Raw genomic sequence first — 15,876 nt, 5'->3', positions numbered from 1 at the left:
GCTCTTCTCTTGCAGCTCGAAGCTTGACGCTTGCAGCTGTATTCACGTCGCCCTTCACGCAACCTCTCCTGTGCCGGACTTCGCCCAACGCCGTCCCAACCGATCAAAAGCCAGGTAAATCACGGGCGTCGTGAATAAGGTCAGCACCTGACTCACCAGCAACCCGCCGACCATCACCAGACCCAGCGGCTGACGCAATTCAGCGCCGGAACCGGTGGCCAGCATCAGCGGCACCGCGCCGAACAGCGCCGCCAGCGTGGTCATCAGAATCGGCCGGAAGCGCAACAGCGCCGCCTGATAGATCGCCTGCTCCGGCGCCATGCCTTGAGTGCGTTCGGCGTCGAGGGCGAAGTCGATCATCATGATCGCGTTCTTCTTCACGATACCGATCAGCAGAATGATGCCGATGATCGCGATCATCCCCAGGTCATTGCCACTGAGCAGCAACGCCAACAAGGCCCCAACCGCCGCCGACGGCAAGGTCGAGAGAATGGTGATCGGGTGAATGTAGCTCTCGTAAAGCACGCCGAGCACGATGTACATGGTCACTACCGCCGCCAGAATCAGCAGCAAGGTGCTCGACAGCGACGCCTGAAACGCTTCGGCCGCGCCCTGGAACTGGGTCTGCACGCCGATCGGCATGCCGATGTCCTTCTGCACTTGCTCGATGATGTCCACCGCATGCCCCAGCGCCACGCCGGGCGCGAGGTTGAACGACATCATCACCGCCGGGAACTGGCCGATGTGGGTGATCGCCAGTTGCGCCTGCCGCTCCTCGACGTGGGCCAGGCTCGACAATCGCACCTGACCGCCGTCGGTGGTCTTGACGTGAATCTGATCCAGCGCCTGCGGACCGATCTTCTCCCCGGTCTGAGCCTGCAGCACCACGCGGTACTGACTGGCCTGGGTGTAGATGGTCGAGATCTGCCGCTGGCCGAACGCGTCGTACAGCGCATCGGTAATGTTCGATACCGACACGCCCAGCCGTGAAGCGGCGTCGCGGTCGATCACCAGGAACACCTGCAAGCCCTTGTCCTGCAAGTCACTGGCGACGTCGGTCAGTTCCGGGCGCTGGGCCAGCGCCTCGACCAGTCGGCCACTCCACAGGCTGAGCAATTCAGAATCCGGCGACGACATGCTGAACTGGTACTGGGTACGGCTGACGCGGTCTTCGATGGTCAGGTCCTGCACCGGCTGCATGAACAGACGGATGCCGACAAGCTTGTCCAGTTGTGGTTGCAGGCGAGCAATCACTTCGGTCGCCGTCAGGTCACGCTGGCCATGGGGCTTGAGGTTGATCAGCAGCCGACCGCTGTTGAGCGTGGCGTTGTCGCCGTCGACACCGATGTAGGACGACAGGCTTTCCACCGCCGGATCTTCCAGAATCACCTTGGCCAGCGCCTGCTGACGCTCGCCCATGGCGGCAAAGGAAATCGACTGCGGCGCTTCGGAAATGCCCTGGATCACCCCGGTGTCCTGCACCGGGAAGAAGCCCTTGGGCACCACCATATAAAGGAAAACGGTCAGGGCCAGTGTGCCGATGGCCACCAGCAGGGTCAGCGGCTGATGCTTGAGCACCCACTGCAACTTGCGGCCGTAAGCGGCAATCATCCAGTCAATGAACGCACCACTGGCGCGGTAGAAACGGCCCTGCTCATGTGCTTCCGGCTCGCGCTTGAGCAGACGCGCGCACATCATCGGCGTCAGGGTCAGCGAAACCACCAGAGAAATCAGGATCGCCACCGCCAGGGTGATGGCGAACTCACGGAACAACCGCCCCACCACGTCGGCCATGAACAGCAGCGGAATCAGAACCGCAATCAGCGACAGGGTCAGGGAAATCAGGGTGAAACCGATCTGCTTCGCGCCCTTGAGCGCGGCCTGCATCGGGCTATCACCCTCCTCGATGAAACGCGCAATGTTCTCCAGCATCACGATCGCATCGTCGACCACGAAACCGGTGGCGATGGTCAGTGCCATCAGCGTCAGGTTGTTGACCGAGAAGCCGGCGAGGTACATCACGCCGAACGTACCGATCAGCGACAGCGGCACGGCCACCGACGGAATGATCGTGGCACTGGCACGCCGCAGGAACAGGAACGTCACCATCACCACCAGCGCGATGGCGATCAACAGTTCATGTTGCACGTCGGTGACGGAAGCGCGGATGGTCTGGGTGCGGTCGGTCAGCACGACGACGTCGAGGCCGGCCGGCAGGTTGTCGGTGATGCTCGGCAGCAGCGCCTTGATCCGGTCGACCACCTCGATCACGTTGGCGCCCGGCTGACGCTGGATGTTCAGCAGAACAGCTTGATTCTGGTTGGCCCATGCCGCCAGACGCTCGTTCTCGGCGCCGTCGACAATCTGCGCGACATCCTTGAGCCGCAGCGGCGCGCCGTTGGCGTAGGCCAGAATCAGGTTGGCGTAATCCTTGGGCGACGTCAGCTGGTCGTTGGCATCGAGCATCGACACCCGGGTCGGGCCGTCGAAGTTGCCCTTGGGCTGGTTGACGTTGGACGCACTGATCAGCGTGCGCACGTCCGACAGATTCAGGCCATTGGCCGCGAGGGCCTCGGGGTTGACCTTGATCCGCACCGCCTGACGCTGGCCGCCGGCAATGCTGACCATGCCGACGCCGCTGATCTGGGCGATCTTCTGCGCCATGCGCGTATCGACCAGATCATTGAGTTTGGGCAGCAACATGGTTTTCGAGGTGATGGCCAGGGTCAGCACCGGGGTGTCCGCCGGGTTGACCTTGTTGTACACCGGCGGCGCGGGCAAGTCGGTCGGCAACAGGTTGGTCGCGGCGTTGATCGCGGCCTGCACCTGCTGTTCGGCGACGTCCATGTTGATGTCGAGACTGAACCGCAGGGTCAGCACCGACGCGCCGCCGGAACTGGTCGAGGCCATTTGCGTGAGGCCCGGCATCTGCCCGAACTGGCGTTCCAGCGGCGCGGTAACGGCGCTGGTCATCACGTCCGGACTGGCGCCCGGATACAGGGTCATGACCCGGATGGTCGGGTAATCGACCTGCGGCAACGCCGAAACCGGCAGCAGGCGATAGGCGATCAGACCGGCCAACACGATGGCCAGCATGCTCAGCGTGGTGGCGACCGGACGGAGGATGAACAGACGCGAAATGTTCATGCGCCCTTCTTGGCCTTGTCGGTGACGGCGGCGTCAGGCGCGGTGGCGGCGGACTTGCCTTGCAGGTGTTCGGTCGGGGTGGTCGGTACATCCTTGCTGTCGTTGACCACTTCCACTTCACTGCCTTCCTTCAGACGGTCGGTGCCTTCCAGCACCACCCGGTCGCCGGCGGCCAGGCCTTCGGTGACCACCGTGTTTTCGCCGTCGCTGGCACCGATCTTCAACTGGCGGATGGTGACTTTCTTGTCGCCGTCCAGCGCGTAAACGAAGGTGCCGTTGGTGCCGAACTGAATGGCCGCCGACGGCGCCAGCACTACACCTTTCAAGGTGTCAGCCAGCAGGTGAACGTTGACGAACTGGTTGGGGAACAGCGACTGATCGCGGTTCTCGTAGCGCGCTTTGAATTTCAGGGTGCCGGTGGTCACGTCGATCTGGTTGTCGAGGCTTTGCAGCACACCGGTGGCTTGCAGTTTGGTGTCGCCACGGTCCCAGGCCTCGGCCGGCAGTTTGGCGCCGCTGCGGTAGCGGGCGAGCACGGTTTCCAGGCTGTTTTCCGGCAGGGTGAAGGCCACGCTGATCGGTTGGGTCTGGGTGATAACCGCGAGGAACGTGGTGTCGTTGGCCGCCACGAGATTGCCGACGTCGAGCTGACGCAGGCCGACGCGACCGGCAATCGGTGCGCGGATCTTGGTGAATTCGAGATTGAGCTTGGCGTCGTTGACTGCCGCCTGATTGGTTTTCACGGTGCCGAGGTATTGGCCGACCAGCGCTTCAGCGGTGTCCAGCGTCTGCTTGGCGATGCTGTCTTCCTTGTACAGGCCGCGATAGCGCTCGACATCGACCTGGGCGTTCTTCAACTGCGCCTGATTCTGCAGCAAGGTGCCTTCCGCCTGGAGCAAGGCGTTCTGGTACGGACGCGGATCGATCTCCGCCAGCAGGTCACCGGCCTTGACCATTTGCCCTTCCTCGAAATAAATCTTCACCAGTTCGCCACCAACCCGACTGCGCACATTGATGGTGTTGAGCGCCGTCACCGTGCCCAGGGCCTTGTAGTACAGCGGGAAGTCCCCGGTGACTGCCGGCGCCACGCGCACCGGAATCGGCCCTGCAGCGCCGCCGAAGCCCGGACGCATCATCCCCGAACGACCGGTGTGGCCGGCCTGCGCCTTCTCGCCGCCCTCCTTGTGGGTCGAACCGGACGGCCAGAATTTCCAGCACAGACCGGCAATGACCAGCAGGACAAGCAGGCTCAACAGCCAGCGACGGGAGTTTCGGGAAGACGATTGCATGGACTGATTAACCATTGGGCGCGTGGGCTTCTTTTACGGGAGGCTGAACGATAAGCACTGGTGGGGATTTAGCAAAGCAGCTTTACCGGCAATTTACCTTCCACTTACGTTTCAAGGTGTGAGGCAAAACACTGATACACAAATGAAAACGGCCTGGACAGGGCCAGGCCGTTAACAATTGTAAAAGCGCTTATTTCAGAACGGACAGTGCCGCTTCGTAGTTAGGCTCTTCTGCAATTTCCTTGACCAGTTCGCTGTGCAGGACGTTGTCGTTTTCGTCCAGAACAACCACCGCACGGGCGGTCAGGCCTTTCAGCGGGCCGTCAGCGATGGCCACGCCGTAGTTCTCGAGGAACTCGGTGCCGCGCAGGGTCGACAGGTTTTGTACGTTTTCCAGGCCTTCGGCGCCGCAGAAGCGAGCCTGGGCGAACGGCAGGTCAGCCGAGATGCACAGCACCACGGTGTTGCTGATGTCGTTGGCCTGGGCGTTGAACTTGCGCACGGAAGTGGCGCAGGTCGGGGTGTCGACGCTTGGGAAGATGTTCAGCACTTTGCGCTTGCCGGCGAAGTCTTTCAGGGTGACGTCGGACAGATTGCCGGCTACCAGGGAAAAGGCTGGCGCCTTGGAACCGGCTTGTGGCAGTTGGCCGTTGACTTGAACCGGGTTGCCTTTGAGCGTGACTTGAGCCATGAACGGAGTCCTTCTTAACGTTGTTGGGAAAGCATGCAAGAGGCGGAAGTTAACCACGAAATTGTCCGACGACCTATGCCTGGACTGAAATTGTCATGTGCTGGCACGCAAAACTGGATACACATTCTCCAGTACCCCCACACATCCCCGCTCTAAAAGAGGGTGATGCTTGTTAAAACGCGAGTCTGCATCTTTTCTTTAACGACCTGTCGATTCAGATCCCGGCCGTTCGACTAGGCCATGAATCCCTCACTCACCTGCGGAGAAACACCATGCGCTTCATGATCATTGTCAAAGCCAGCCACGACTCCGAAGCCGGCGTGATGCCCAGCGAACAGTTGCTGACCGACATGGGTAACTACAACGAACAACTGGCCAAGGCCGGCATCCTGGTTTCTGCCGACGGCCTGCATCCCAGCAGCAAAGGCGCCCGCGTACGCTTCAGTGGCGAAAACCGCAGCGTGATCGACGGCCCGTTTGCCGAGACCAAAGAGCTGATCGCCGGTTACTGGATCTGGGACGTGAAATCCAAAGAAGAGGCCATCGAATGGGTCAAGCGCTGCCCGAATCCCATGCCGGGCACTGAATCGGAAATCGAGATTCGCCAGGTGTTCAGCGCGGAAGATTTCGGCACCGAGTTCACCCCGGAACTGCGTGAGCAGGAAGAACGCATACGCGAGCAAGCCAAAAAACACTGAAGCCCCGAATCGAGCACGTCAGCATTTTCCGTAAGGCCGGTGACGACTGAGCGAGACACGAGGACTTTTCGACGCGAAACAGGTAGGGTGCGCAACATCACAATGCCACCACTGGATCGCGTCGCGGTTTTCATGGAGTTGTCATCGCAATGAGTTGCTGGACCGTCCTTGGCCTGTCGGCCGACGCCGATGTGCGCGCTATCAAACGCCAATATGCCGTCCTGCTCAAACAAACCCGCCCCGACGATGACCCCGAGGGCTTCCAGCGGCTGCGCGATGCCTATGAGCAGGCGCTGGCGTACAAGGAATGGCAGCAGTATCACGAGCAGGATGAAGAACAAGCGCAGGATCCGGGCATTGAAGAATCCTGGGATCTGAGTGGCCTGACAGTGGTTGAGGTCGATGCCCTGCAACTGGCGACCCGCTCGCTGGACGGGCTCAGCGTTGAAGAGCTGAATCATCGCCATGCCGTCACCCTCAAACAGGGTTGCGCGCATTTCTTCGAAGACACGGTGCTGCATCATTGCATTGAACACCCTGAGACTTCGCAGACGCTGGTGGACTGGGCCATACCGACCTTCTTCTGGTTCAGCGCCTGGCAACGCCTGGAGCTGGACGAGATATCGATTGACCTGTTGCTGGATCAGCAACGCGCGCGCATTGCGCAACCGATGCGCGATGCCCTCGAACGGGAAGACGTCGACGGATTTTTCCAGGCCTACGCCCGTTGTGCCGATTTCAATTGGCTGACGATTGAACAACATCGGCAATGGTTCAACCGTGCCCTGAGCCATTTGCTGCTGGATGCGCCAGTCTGGTCTCCCGAGATTTTCGAACGGGTGCGCACTGGTCAAGGCTGGCACGGCAGCACGGGGAATCTCTGCCCTGACGGCGAATGGCAACGCCTGCTGGCTCGACAAAATGCGCCGCTTTTCCTGGCTCACCAGCAACAACTGGCTACGGAGCCCGCCGTCACCTCCGAACACCGCGCCGCCCGCCTGCTGCTCGGCACCGGCTCGTTCAGCGCCCGCCGCGCGCTGGCCCGGCGCCTGCGCGAGGACGACTGGGCTCAATGCCGCAAGTTGAGTTCGGAGCTGTACGCCAATCACCCCAAGATCTGCGCGCAGATGCCCGGCGGCACAGCGTTTTTCTGGCGCGACTGGGAACTGAGCTTCAATGACTGGCCGACCTACGTGGGCGTGGTGCTGGCCTGCCTGATCGGTGCATTCACCCATTACATTCCGCTGGGCATTCGCCTCAGCGGGCTGATCAATATCGTCATGATCTCGACCGTGGTGTTCGGCGTGATTGTGGCCGGGCTCAATTGGCTGGTGCACAACGTTGCCCATCGTGTATGGCGGCTGGATGACCGGCTCAGCACTGGCCTCTGCCCGCGCTTCCTCAAAGACTCGCCGCCATTCGGCGTACTGCGCGACTTCATGCCCGGCGCGCTGATGGTGGCCGGGCTCGGCTGGTTTTTCGGCCCGATTGCCGGCGTGGTGTACGCCGCGATCCTGGCGACCTTCGGACTGGTGCGCCGCTGGCAGTCCAGGCCCCGGGTGTCCTGGGAAGAGAGCCGTCCGGCCATGAAGGTCGGCGTGACGATCTTCGGCATTCTGGTGCTGGCCCTCGTGCTCGGCGTATTCAAAGTGGTCGCCAGCCAAGGCACGGTCAATCGCAATCAGGGCCTGCAACCCTGGACCGAACGCCTGTGCAGTCGCTTGCCGGCCACCACCGCCGAATGCAGCGCACCGGCCACCGTCGAACAGTGGTACGGCAAGGAGGCCCGCCCATGAGCTCGAGAATGATGTTTTGCCTCGGTATTTTCTTCGCGCTGGTGATAATGGCGCTGACGAGTGCGACCCGTCCTTTCCTGCAACTCGATCTCTGGCTGGACGGGCGCGATGCGCCGGTCACCGCCCAGGCCAATGCCCTGAGCCCGGTGATCGCCTGCGTCAACCGGATCGACGTGCAATGGCGAGTGGCCTACGACCGTTACAAGCATCCCCAGCCACGTCCACCGGTCGATGAACGATGGTTCGCCAGCCTGAGCGATTTCGAGGACAGTGACGCGCTCAACGTGCGAGACATCCAGCGCGATGTCTGCTCCCAAGGTTTTACCGAAAAACTCGAACTGCTGGCTTATCAACCCGAGCTGGCGCAAGTAGCCAATGAATATGCGTTGGCGCTGAATCGTGTGACGACAACGCTTCCGCCTCAACGGTTTTACCGGGAAGCGAGCTTCATCTCCTCATCGCAACAGCCGTCCGCTGAAGAAAAGGCAATGATCGAGCGCGTCTCGCAGGATTACGCCAGTGCCTCGACACGCCTCAGGCAAGCCCTCCTGCCGCTGGACGCCGCGCAGCGGCCCGAACAGCTCAGGCTGCTGGAAGCACGCCAGGGCCGGGACGTTCATTGGTATTTGCTGGCCTATATGATCCAGGCCCGGGAAACTGTCGATGTGCTCGAAGCGGCCATGAAAAATCGCACGCTGACCCCGCAATTGCTGGCGGACACCACCGCGAAGCTGCAACAGGCCTGGAATCGTCGGGAGCCCTTCCTGAGCTCGCAAACGAGCGGTTTCCAGAACAAGACCGATGCTGCGCGGGACCTGTGGTTGTACATTGGCAAGCCCGGGACCGAATACCTCGACGCGCTGTATACCCTGCAAAAGGACTGGCGGAATCACGCCGAGCCAAAACGGCTGAGTGATGATTTCTACGCCATCAACCGCCGCTACGATGGACTGCTCAGCTACTACAACCGCCGAGCCAGAGCCGAGTTCTGATGACAGCCAGCCGGATCGCCCGCCATGAGCGATCCGGCAGCCAGCCTTACTTGGCCTTGAGCTTGAGGTAGGACTGATGCAGGTCCGAGGCCCAGCCGTCGATCACGCCTTTCACGTCATCGGCCTTCATCACCTGCGAATCATTTTCCAGCGGTTTGCCAGTGCCCTTGCGCACCACCTGCGCCGCCACCTTGTTGGTGCCGCCATCGAGGAACACCGCTTCGGTCGCCAGCGTGGTTTCCTGATCGCGAATACCGCTGGCGGTGCTGACCGCTGCCGCCACCAACGCCACCGGAATCACCTCATAAGCATGCAGGCCTTCGGTCTTGCTGCTGACGGCAGTGATGGCCGCGCGCACCACAATCACGCCCGGCCCGGGGCCTGAGGCCAGCGGCAGGGATTTGCCCAGTTCACGCTTGAGCGCCTGATCGTAGTAGCTGGTGATGCCGTTGAGGGTCTGCTGCGGAATCTTCACGGTGGGTTGCGGTTTGGGATAGAGCTGGGTCGGTTCGACGTAGAAGCTGGTGAATTTGCCGATGTCGACTTTCGGGTCGATCCAGCGCATCACTTCGGCCCCCGACGGGGATTTGGCCTCCCTGAGTTGGCTGTAGTCCTTGAGGAAGCCTGAGTACTCGTCGGGTGCGACGGTTTTGCTGGAGCAACCCACCACGCCCAGCGTGGCAATGCACAGGGTGCTCATCATTACGGCTAGCTTCATGCTGTAACTCCTGTCGGAAGGCCGAATTTATTGCGTCGGGGGAGTTACAGGTATAGCTAAATTCGCGCCGTTTGCGATCAGAAACCCGAACATTGCACAACGTCGGGTCCGGACCTTTGAAAGGTCCGGACCATCACGGGTGCTCAAGGCTTTCTTCTACCAGCTCGAAGTCTCACCACTTCTCAACGCCATCTCCCGCCGGCTGTTGGCCCGCATCGCCTTGATCAGCGACACCGTTCCCACCAGCAGAATCGCCGCACCGAACAGAAAATCAATGTTGTACAGCTGGAAATCCTGCACCGGCCCCACCAGCACCGTGCGCACCACCCCGATCCCCACCAGCGTGGCGAGGAAGTCGATCCCCGGTTCATCGCGGTAGAACACCAGCAGCAACGGCAGGCACAGCACCAGCAACATCAACAGCACCACGAACTTGAACGAGCCTTTGCGCTCGACGCTGAACGCGCATTCGTGGGGGCCGTAGGCCTTGTAGTCCTCGTCGCGGATCATCGAGTTTTTCTCGTTGATGTAGTCGGCGCGGTTGTACTTCTGGATCGGCGTGAAGGTGTTGGACATCTCCATCAGCGTGGTGATGTTCTTGAAGCGCAGGTCGATGCGCTCGCTGCCCTTGAGGTAATACAGGACTGGCTTGTAGCCGTAGCGATAGGTGTCGAAAGGAAATTCGGTGACCCGGCCCTGGACGCTGATCGGCCGCGATTCAAGTTCGGCAAAGGCGCTCTTGTCGGTCGAGGCGAGGTTGCGGCTCAGGGGCAGGACTTTCACCTGTTCGAGGAAGATCGGCGTGACGCCGAACGACCACTGCAACGGTTCCAGGCGCAGACGCAGTTCGTTGCGGCCCAGGTCATAGCGGTTGAACGTGCGCTCGGAAACCACTACCGCGCCGCTGAGCATGAACTCGCCGCGCAGGTTGTTGGTGATGCGCAGGGTCAGCTGATCCTTGCCCAGCAGCGCCGCTTCGGTGTTCGGCGGCGTGCCGCACCACGCGGTGCTTTCGCCGACACCGCCGAGCTGACCGCCACGGTTTTCGTTGAACACATAGATGTAACCGGCCCACAGCGTCACCATCAACAGCAACGCGGTGATGCCCAGAATTTTTTTTCCCGGACTCACTGATCAGACTCCCTTCTTCGTTCCGTCGTCCAGCCGAAAACCCGCTGGCGACGGGGACTCTACCAAAAGGCCACCATCGACCCAAGGAAAAATCCCCGATTCATCAGGGTTCTAAGGGTTTCCCCTGCATCACCGGCGCCGGAACAACGGTCGCGGCTCGATCACCGAGCGCCCGTACAACACGCTCATCCCCGCCAGGCCCTTGAGCGCATCCTCGGCGGATTTGTCTTCGCGTACGGCGAAGCTGTCGAAACCGCACTGGCGCATGTGGCTGAGCTGGTCGCGCAGTACATCGCCGATGGCGCGCAACTCGCCTTTCCAGCCGAAACGACTGCGCAGCAGATAAGCCTGACTATAGGCGCGGCCGTCGCGAAAGCTCGGGAAGTCGAGGGCGATCAGTGGCAGTGAGGTCAGCCATGGCAGCAGGCTTTCGACGCCATCGTCCGGGCCCAGCCAGACCGCGTGAGTCGAGGGCGATTCGAGCCAGTGGGCCAGTGGCAGAATCAACATTTCAGTGCTGTCAGCCGTTTCGGGCGAGCGGATCAGCGTCCACGGATCATCGAGCACGATCCGCGCCCCACTCGCCTCAATGCGCAACAGATTGTTCATGCCGACACCTCCAGCGCTTTCGGGTAGACCCGCTCCTTGAACGGCTCCAGTCCGATGCGCGCCACGGTCTCGACGAACTGTTCTTCGGCCTCGCGATAACGGACGAAGGTGCCGATGATCCGCTCGATCACCTGCGGCACTTCGGCGGCGCTGAACGACGGGCCGATGACTTTGCCCAGTGCGCTGTTTTTGCCCTGCGCGCCGCCGAGGGTGATCTGGTACCACTCGCTGCCGTTTTTATCGACGCCGAGAATCCCGATGTTGCCGATGTGGTGATGGCCGCAGGCGTTCATGCAGCCGGAGATATTCAGGCTGATGTCGCCCAGATCATGCAGGTAATCGAGGTTGTCGAAACGCGCCTGAATCGCCTGGGCAATCGGGATCGATTTGGCGTTGGCCAGCGCGCAGAAATCACCGCCGGGGCAGGCAATGATGTCGGTCAGCAGACCGACGTTGGCGGCGCCCAGCCCCTGCTCTTTCGCCAGTTGCCACAACGCGAACAGCTCGGATTTGGGCACATCCGGCAGGACGATGTTCTGCTCGTGGGCGATGCGGATTTCGCCGAAGCCGAAACGCTCGGACCAGTCAGCCACGGCCTGCATCTGCGCATCGGTGACGTCCCCCGGCGGCGCGGCCAGGCCCGGTTTGGTCGACAGCACCACGCTGGTGTAGCCCGGCACCTTGTGCGGCTGAACGTTGCGCGCAACCCAGCGGGCGAACGCCGGGTTCTCCGCCAGATGCGTGCCGAAATCCAGATCGGTGCCCGCCAATGTGCGATAGCTCGGCGGCACGAAGGCACTGGCGACGCGCTGGTATTCATCCTCGGTCAATTGCGCCGGGCCGTCCTTGAGGTGTTGCCATTCCTCCTCGACTTCCTTGGCGAACGCTTCGATGCCCAGCGCCTTGACCAGAATCTTGATCCGCGCCTTGTACTTGTTGTCGCGCCGGCCGTGGCGATTGTAGACCCGCAACACCGCCTCGACATAGGACAGCAAATGCTGCCACGGCAGGCCATCGCGAATTTGCAGACCGAGAATCGGCGTGCGCCCCAGACCGCCGCCGACGATCACCCGCAGCAGCATCTGGCCGTCACGTCCGGGATAAAGGTAGAGGCCGATGTCATGCATCATGATCGCCGCGCGATCCTGCGTCGCCGAGCAGATGGCGATCTTGAACTTGCGCGGCAGGAACAGGAATTCCGGGTTGATCGTTGACCATTGCCGCAGGATTTCGGCCAGCGGACGCGGATCGATCAGCTCGTCTGCCGCGACCCCGGCAAAGGCTTCGGTGGTGATGTTGCGCACGCAGTTGCCCGAGGTCTGGATCGCATGCATGTTGACCTGCGCCAGGCGTTCGAGAATGTCCGGCACTTCGTGCAGCTCGATCCAGTTGAACTGCATGTTCTGCCGAGTGGTGAAGTGGCCGTAACCCCGGTCGTAATCCCGGGCGATGCTCGCCAGTGTGCGCATCTGTTCGGCGCTCAACGTGCCGTAAGGAATGGCCACGCGCAGCATGTACGCGTGCTTTTGCATGTACAGGCCGTTTTGCAGGCGCAACGGCAGGAATTCCTCTTCGCTCAACTCCCCGGCCATGAAGCGCTCGACCTGATCGCGAAATTGCGCAACGCGCTCGAACACCAGCGCCCGGTCGTAATCATCGTACTCATACATCGGCCTACTACCTCATCAGGAATTACATGAATTCCTGTGGGAACGGGCGAACCCGAGATAGCGCCAGTTCGCATCTGGCGCTATCTCGGGTTCGCCCGTTCCCACAGTATTTTCCCTGACTATGGACGAACGGCGCAGTGCACAACAGATTCACCTGAACGCATAAAAACCGTATCAGGGCGCGGCAGATGGCCGCAGGCAGCGCCTGGATCTGATCCGCATAAATGAACAATTCCTGAGCCTGTTTTGTTTCCGGTGGGGTTTCTACAGTGCAGCTCGTGCCAGACCGGGTGGCCTGGCAAGACTTTGCAACCGTGGATGAACTGACCATGAGCACAGCAACAATCGGACAGGCTTATAACTACAAGGTCGTCCGCCAATTCGTCATCGCGACTGTTTTCTGGGGTGTCGTGGGCATGGCGATGGGGGTATGGATCGCCTCGCAACTGGTATGGCCGGAGATGAATCTGGACTTGCCGTGGACCACCTTCGGCCGCTTGCGACCGTTGCACACCAGCCTGGTGATTTTCGGTTTCGCCGGCAGCGCGCAATTCGCCGCCAGTTACTACGCCGTGCAGCGTACCTGCCAGGTGCGGCTGTACTCGGACAAGCTCGCCGCCTTCACCTTCTGGGGCTGGCAATCGGTGATCGTGATCATGCTGGTCACCCTGCCGATGGGCTACACCACCACCAAGGAATACGCCGAGATCGAATTCTCCGGCGCCGTTTGGATGGCGGTGGTCTGGGTCGCGTACGCCATCGTGTTCTTCACCACCGTGGTGCAGCGCAAAACCAAGCACATCTACGTCGGCAACTGGTTCTTCGGCGCGTTCATTCTGGTGATCGCCATGCTGCACGTGGTCAATCACCTGTCGATCCCGGTGGACTGGTTCAAGTCCTATCCGGTGTATTCCGGCGCCACCGACGCCATGGTGCAGTGGTGGTACGGGCACAACGCGGTGGGGTTCTTCCTCACCACCGGGTTCCTCGGGATGATGTATTACTTCGTGCCCAAGCAAGTGAATCGGCCGGTGTATTCGTACCGGTTGTCGATCGTGCATTTCTGGGCGCTGATCACCCTGTACATCTGGGCCGGCCCGCACCATTTGCACTACACCGCGCTACCGGACTGGGCGCAGTCGCTGGGCATGGCGATGTCGCTGATCCTGCTGGCCCCGAGCTGGGGCGGGATGATCAACGGGATGATGACCCTGTCGGGCGCCTGGCATAAATTGCGCACCGACCCGATCCTGCGCTTCCTGGTTCTATCGCTGGCGTTCTACGGCATGTCGACGTTCGAAGGGCCGATGATGGCGATCAAGACCGTCAATGCCCTCTCCCACTACACCGACTGGACCATCGGCCACGTCCACGCCGGGGCGCTGGGCTGGGTGGCGATGATCACCTTCGGCGCAACCTATCACATGGTGCCCAAGGTGTTTGGCCGCGAGCGCATGCACAGTACGCCGCTGATCAACCTGCACTTCTGGCTGGCGACCATTGGCACGGTGTTGTACATCGCTTCGATGTGGGTCAACGGCATTACTCAGGGCCTGATGTGGCGGGCGATCAACGAGGACGGCACGCTGACTTATTCGTTCGTCGAAGCGCTGCAGGCCAGTCATCCGGGGTTTGTCGTACGGTTTGCCGGCGGGGTGTTCTTTCTCAGCGGCATGTTGCTGATGGCCTACAACGTGTGGCGCACGGTGCGGGTTGCCGACGTTGCACTCGCCCACCGTGAAGCGCAGATCGCCTGAGGCAGGGAGCCGGTCATGTTCGATATTTTCTTGAATGTGTTGGGTGTGGTGTTTCTGTGGCTGGCGGTGGAGTATTGCTTGCGGCATGAGACGAGCGAGAGCCTGGATGAGGCGAGTCTGACGCCGTTTGCCGATGATCCGGAGGTGGCGCGGCGAGTTGAGATGGCTACCGGTAAAACCGTGAAAGCGGTGGCGCCGGAGGTGGCGAAGCCGGGGTGGGTCAATCTTGAGATGTGAGGTGTGTCAGCCGAGCGGCCCCTCACCCTAGCCCTCCCGAAACGTCGGACCGCCCATAGGGAGAGGGAACTGACCGGGTTGTTTATCCGTAATACACCGACCTGAAATATCGAGCCGAACTCAAGCGCTGAAAAGCCCCGATCTGCTCCCTCTCAGTCGAACTCAGGATTGAAAACAACGCAGATCTGCTCCCTTTCACCCTCTCCCCTCTGGGGAGAGGGCTGGGCGGGCGGCGTTCCGATGAGGGGTGGCACTTGATCTTAGGTGCGGTCTCTGGGAATCAGGCTCTGCAGTTGCTGCGCGAGGAAATTCGCATCGAAGGCAAAGGTATCCGGATCCTTCAACCCATTGGTCTTGCGCCACTGCCAATCACCATCGGGCAGCCCCACCAACGAAACACTCCCGTACCGCGCCGCCGTCAACCCCATCACCGCCAGCGAAATCTGCCCGCCACTGCCCATCACGTCCGGCACAAACTCCACCGGTTTGCCGGCAATCACGATGCTCAATTTTTCAGTCTTGAAGGTTGAGGTCTCAACCGGAATGCTCGGCCCGAACGCCACATAAGCCTCGCGACTGACCTCCAGCAAACCCGGCGCCTGCACCGGTTCCAGCCATTGCTGAATCTGTCCGAACAACTCGGTAATCCGGGTGGCCCAGGTCGCTGACTGCGTCTCGAACAATTGCTTCTTGTGCGCTTCGCTGTCGGCATAGTGGCGAAGCATCTCGCCCAGTTGCTGTACGTCGTCCATCTGATTGCCCTCGTAGAGTAGCGATACCGCGAAGGACGATCATGGCAGGTTCAGCCTCAGGACGTACGACCAAGCTCGGACGAGTTGACCGACGACTCTTCATGAAATACGACGAACGGCTGCTTTTTTCGGTATTCACCTGTCAGATCTGACAGTAGGCAGCGTCCACTCCATGAGCTTTGATAAGTGCAGTCGTTTTTCAAGTTGCACGACATGGAACTCTGGAGTTCTGAAATGAATGGCCCCAATGAAATCAAAGTGCAGGTCACCCGGATCGGCCCCACTACGACCGAGGCGTCGAAAGGACTCTGGTTTCTCTTCAACAAGCACAGTGGAGATCAAATCATCTTTCCCTGGTTTTTGAGACTTACCCTTTTAAGGACACCATT

General features: G+C 60.8%; 13 protein-coding genes. 5 read left to right on the top strand and 8 right to left on the bottom strand.

The window, feature by feature from the left end:
* Positions 1 to 54: 54 nt before the first annotated feature.
* The 3 genes from ACODTD_RS01530 to tpx all read right to left on the bottom strand — a co-directional run bounded on the left by ACODTD_RS01530 (position 55) and on the right by tpx (position 5,127).
* Entirely contained in the window at positions 55 to 3,147 is a 3,093-nt protein-coding gene (locus ACODTD_RS01530; RefSeq protein WP_489104356.1) for an MdtB/MuxB family multidrug efflux RND transporter permease subunit, read from the bottom strand.
* Positions 3,144 to 4,451, bottom strand: coding sequence for an MdtA/MuxA family multidrug efflux RND transporter periplasmic adaptor subunit (locus tag ACODTD_RS01525; protein WP_489104355.1), 1,308 nt, complete (start codon positions 4,449 to 4,451; stop codon positions 3,144 to 3,146). The genes ACODTD_RS01530 and ACODTD_RS01525 overlap by 4 nt, the downstream gene beginning before the upstream one ends.
* A gap of 175 nt (positions 4,452 to 4,626) precedes the next feature.
* On the bottom strand, positions 4,627 to 5,127 hold the full coding sequence (gene tpx, locus ACODTD_RS01520) for a thiol peroxidase (protein WP_011333939.1): 501 nt from the start codon (positions 5,125 to 5,127) through the stop codon (positions 4,627 to 4,629).
* Between the two features lie 272 nt (positions 5,128 to 5,399).
* Here tpx and ACODTD_RS01515 point away from each other — a divergent pair, with 272 nt between their 5' ends.
* From ACODTD_RS01515 to ACODTD_RS01505, 3 genes are all read left to right on the top strand, one after another.
* Positions 5,400 to 5,825 (top strand): YciI family protein, encoded by a 426-nt coding sequence (locus ACODTD_RS01515; RefSeq protein ID WP_011333938.1) that lies wholly within the window; start codon positions 5,400 to 5,402, stop codon positions 5,823 to 5,825.
* A 149-nt stretch (positions 5,826 to 5,974) separates the two neighbouring features.
* Positions 5,975 to 7,621: a J domain-containing protein gene (locus ACODTD_RS01510; protein ID WP_489104354.1), complete on the top strand. Its 1,647-nt coding sequence runs from the start codon at positions 5,975 to 5,977 to the stop codon at positions 7,619 to 7,621.
* Complete coding sequence (locus ACODTD_RS01505) at positions 7,618 to 8,613, top strand: DUF3829 domain-containing protein (protein ID WP_221614742.1); 996 nt, start codon at positions 7,618 to 7,620, stop codon at positions 8,611 to 8,613. The genes ACODTD_RS01510 and ACODTD_RS01505 overlap by 4 nt, the downstream gene beginning before the upstream one ends.
* A 46-nt stretch (positions 8,614 to 8,659) precedes the next feature.
* Here ACODTD_RS01505 and ACODTD_RS01500 read toward each other — a convergent pair whose 3' ends face one another.
* The 4 genes from ACODTD_RS01500 to ACODTD_RS01485 form a co-directional block, all read right to left on the bottom strand.
* Positions 8,660 to 9,331, bottom strand: coding sequence for a DUF3313 domain-containing protein (locus ACODTD_RS01500; RefSeq protein ID WP_221614743.1), 672 nt, complete (start codon positions 9,329 to 9,331; stop codon positions 8,660 to 8,662).
* A gap of 156 nt (positions 9,332 to 9,487) precedes the next feature.
* Positions 9,488 to 10,462, bottom strand: a complete 975-nt coding sequence (locus ACODTD_RS01495; protein WP_489104353.1) for a hypothetical protein — start codon at positions 10,460 to 10,462, stop codon at positions 9,488 to 9,490.
* A 129-nt stretch (positions 10,463 to 10,591) separates the two neighbouring features.
* Positions 10,592 to 11,071, bottom strand: coding sequence for a DUF934 domain-containing protein (locus ACODTD_RS01490; protein WP_201818298.1), 480 nt, complete (start codon positions 11,069 to 11,071; stop codon positions 10,592 to 10,594).
* Positions 11,068 to 12,741 carry a nitrite/sulfite reductase gene (locus ACODTD_RS01485; protein WP_489104352.1) on the bottom strand — a complete coding sequence of 558 codons (1,674 nt, stop codon included), beginning with the start codon at positions 12,739 to 12,741 and terminating at the stop codon, positions 11,068 to 11,070. Before ACODTD_RS01485 ends, ACODTD_RS01490 begins: the two co-directional genes overlap by 4 nt.
* Positions 12,742 to 13,070: 329 nt before the next feature.
* Between ACODTD_RS01485 and ccoN the strand changes: the two genes are divergently transcribed.
* Together ccoN and ACODTD_RS01475 are read left to right on the top strand one after the other, a co-directional pair.
* Positions 13,071 to 14,498, top strand: a complete 1,428-nt coding sequence (gene ccoN / locus ACODTD_RS01480; RefSeq protein WP_011333931.1) for a cytochrome-c oxidase, cbb3-type subunit I — start codon at positions 13,071 to 13,073, stop codon at positions 14,496 to 14,498.
* Positions 14,499 to 14,513: 15 nt separating this feature from the next.
* Positions 14,514 to 14,735, top strand: a complete 222-nt coding sequence (locus tag ACODTD_RS01475) for a hypothetical protein (protein ID WP_011333930.1) — start codon at positions 14,514 to 14,516, stop codon at positions 14,733 to 14,735.
* 260 nt (positions 14,736 to 14,995) lie between these two features.
* Here the strand turns inward: ACODTD_RS01475 and ACODTD_RS01470 are convergent, their stop codons facing one another.
* Entirely contained in the window at positions 14,996 to 15,487 is a 492-nt protein-coding gene (locus ACODTD_RS01470) for a hypothetical protein (RefSeq protein ID WP_011333929.1), read from the bottom strand.
* Between the last annotated feature and the right edge of the window lie 389 nt (positions 15,488 to 15,876).

It is taken from the genome of Pseudomonas sp. FG35 (assembly GCF_057809295.1).
Note: the sequence above shows the minus strand (reverse complement) of the source record. Positions and strands in the feature narration are given on the sequence as shown.

Excerpts from the sequence above, each read along its gene's own strand:
- ACODTD_RS01530 (WP_489104356.1), bottom strand. The coding sequence starts at position 3,147 with ATGAACATTTCGCGTCTGTTCATCCTCCGTCCGGTCGCCACCACGCTG.
- ACODTD_RS01525 (WP_489104355.1), bottom strand. The coding sequence starts at position 4,451 with ATGGTTAATCAGTCCATGCAATCGTCTTCCCGAAACTCCCGTCGCTGG.
- tpx (WP_011333939.1), bottom strand. The coding sequence starts at position 5,127 with ATGGCTCAAGTCACGCTCAAAGGCAACCCGGTTCAAGTCAACGGCCAA.
- ACODTD_RS01515 (WP_011333938.1), top strand. The coding sequence starts at position 5,400 with ATGCGCTTCATGATCATTGTCAAAGCCAGCCACGACTCCGAAGCCGGC.
- ACODTD_RS01510 (WP_489104354.1), top strand. The coding sequence starts at position 5,975 with ATGAGTTGCTGGACCGTCCTTGGCCTGTCGGCCGACGCCGATGTGCGC.
- ACODTD_RS01505 (WP_221614742.1), top strand. The coding sequence starts at position 7,618 with ATGAGCTCGAGAATGATGTTTTGCCTCGGTATTTTCTTCGCGCTGGTG.
- ACODTD_RS01500 (WP_221614743.1), bottom strand. The coding sequence starts at position 9,331 with ATGAAGCTAGCCGTAATGATGAGCACCCTGTGCATTGCCACGCTGGGC.
- ACODTD_RS01490 (WP_201818298.1), bottom strand. The coding sequence starts at position 11,071 with ATGAACAATCTGTTGCGCATTGAGGCGAGTGGGGCGCGGATCGTGCTC.
- ACODTD_RS01485 (WP_489104352.1), bottom strand. The coding sequence starts at position 12,741 with ATGTATGAGTACGATGATTACGACCGGGCGCTGGTGTTCGAGCGCGTT.
- ccoN (WP_011333931.1), top strand. The coding sequence starts at position 13,071 with ATGAGCACAGCAACAATCGGACAGGCTTATAACTACAAGGTCGTCCGC.
- ACODTD_RS01475 (WP_011333930.1), top strand. The coding sequence starts at position 14,514 with ATGTTCGATATTTTCTTGAATGTGTTGGGTGTGGTGTTTCTGTGGCTG.
- ACODTD_RS01470 (WP_011333929.1), bottom strand. The coding sequence starts at position 15,487 with ATGGACGACGTACAGCAACTGGGCGAGATGCTTCGCCACTATGCCGAC.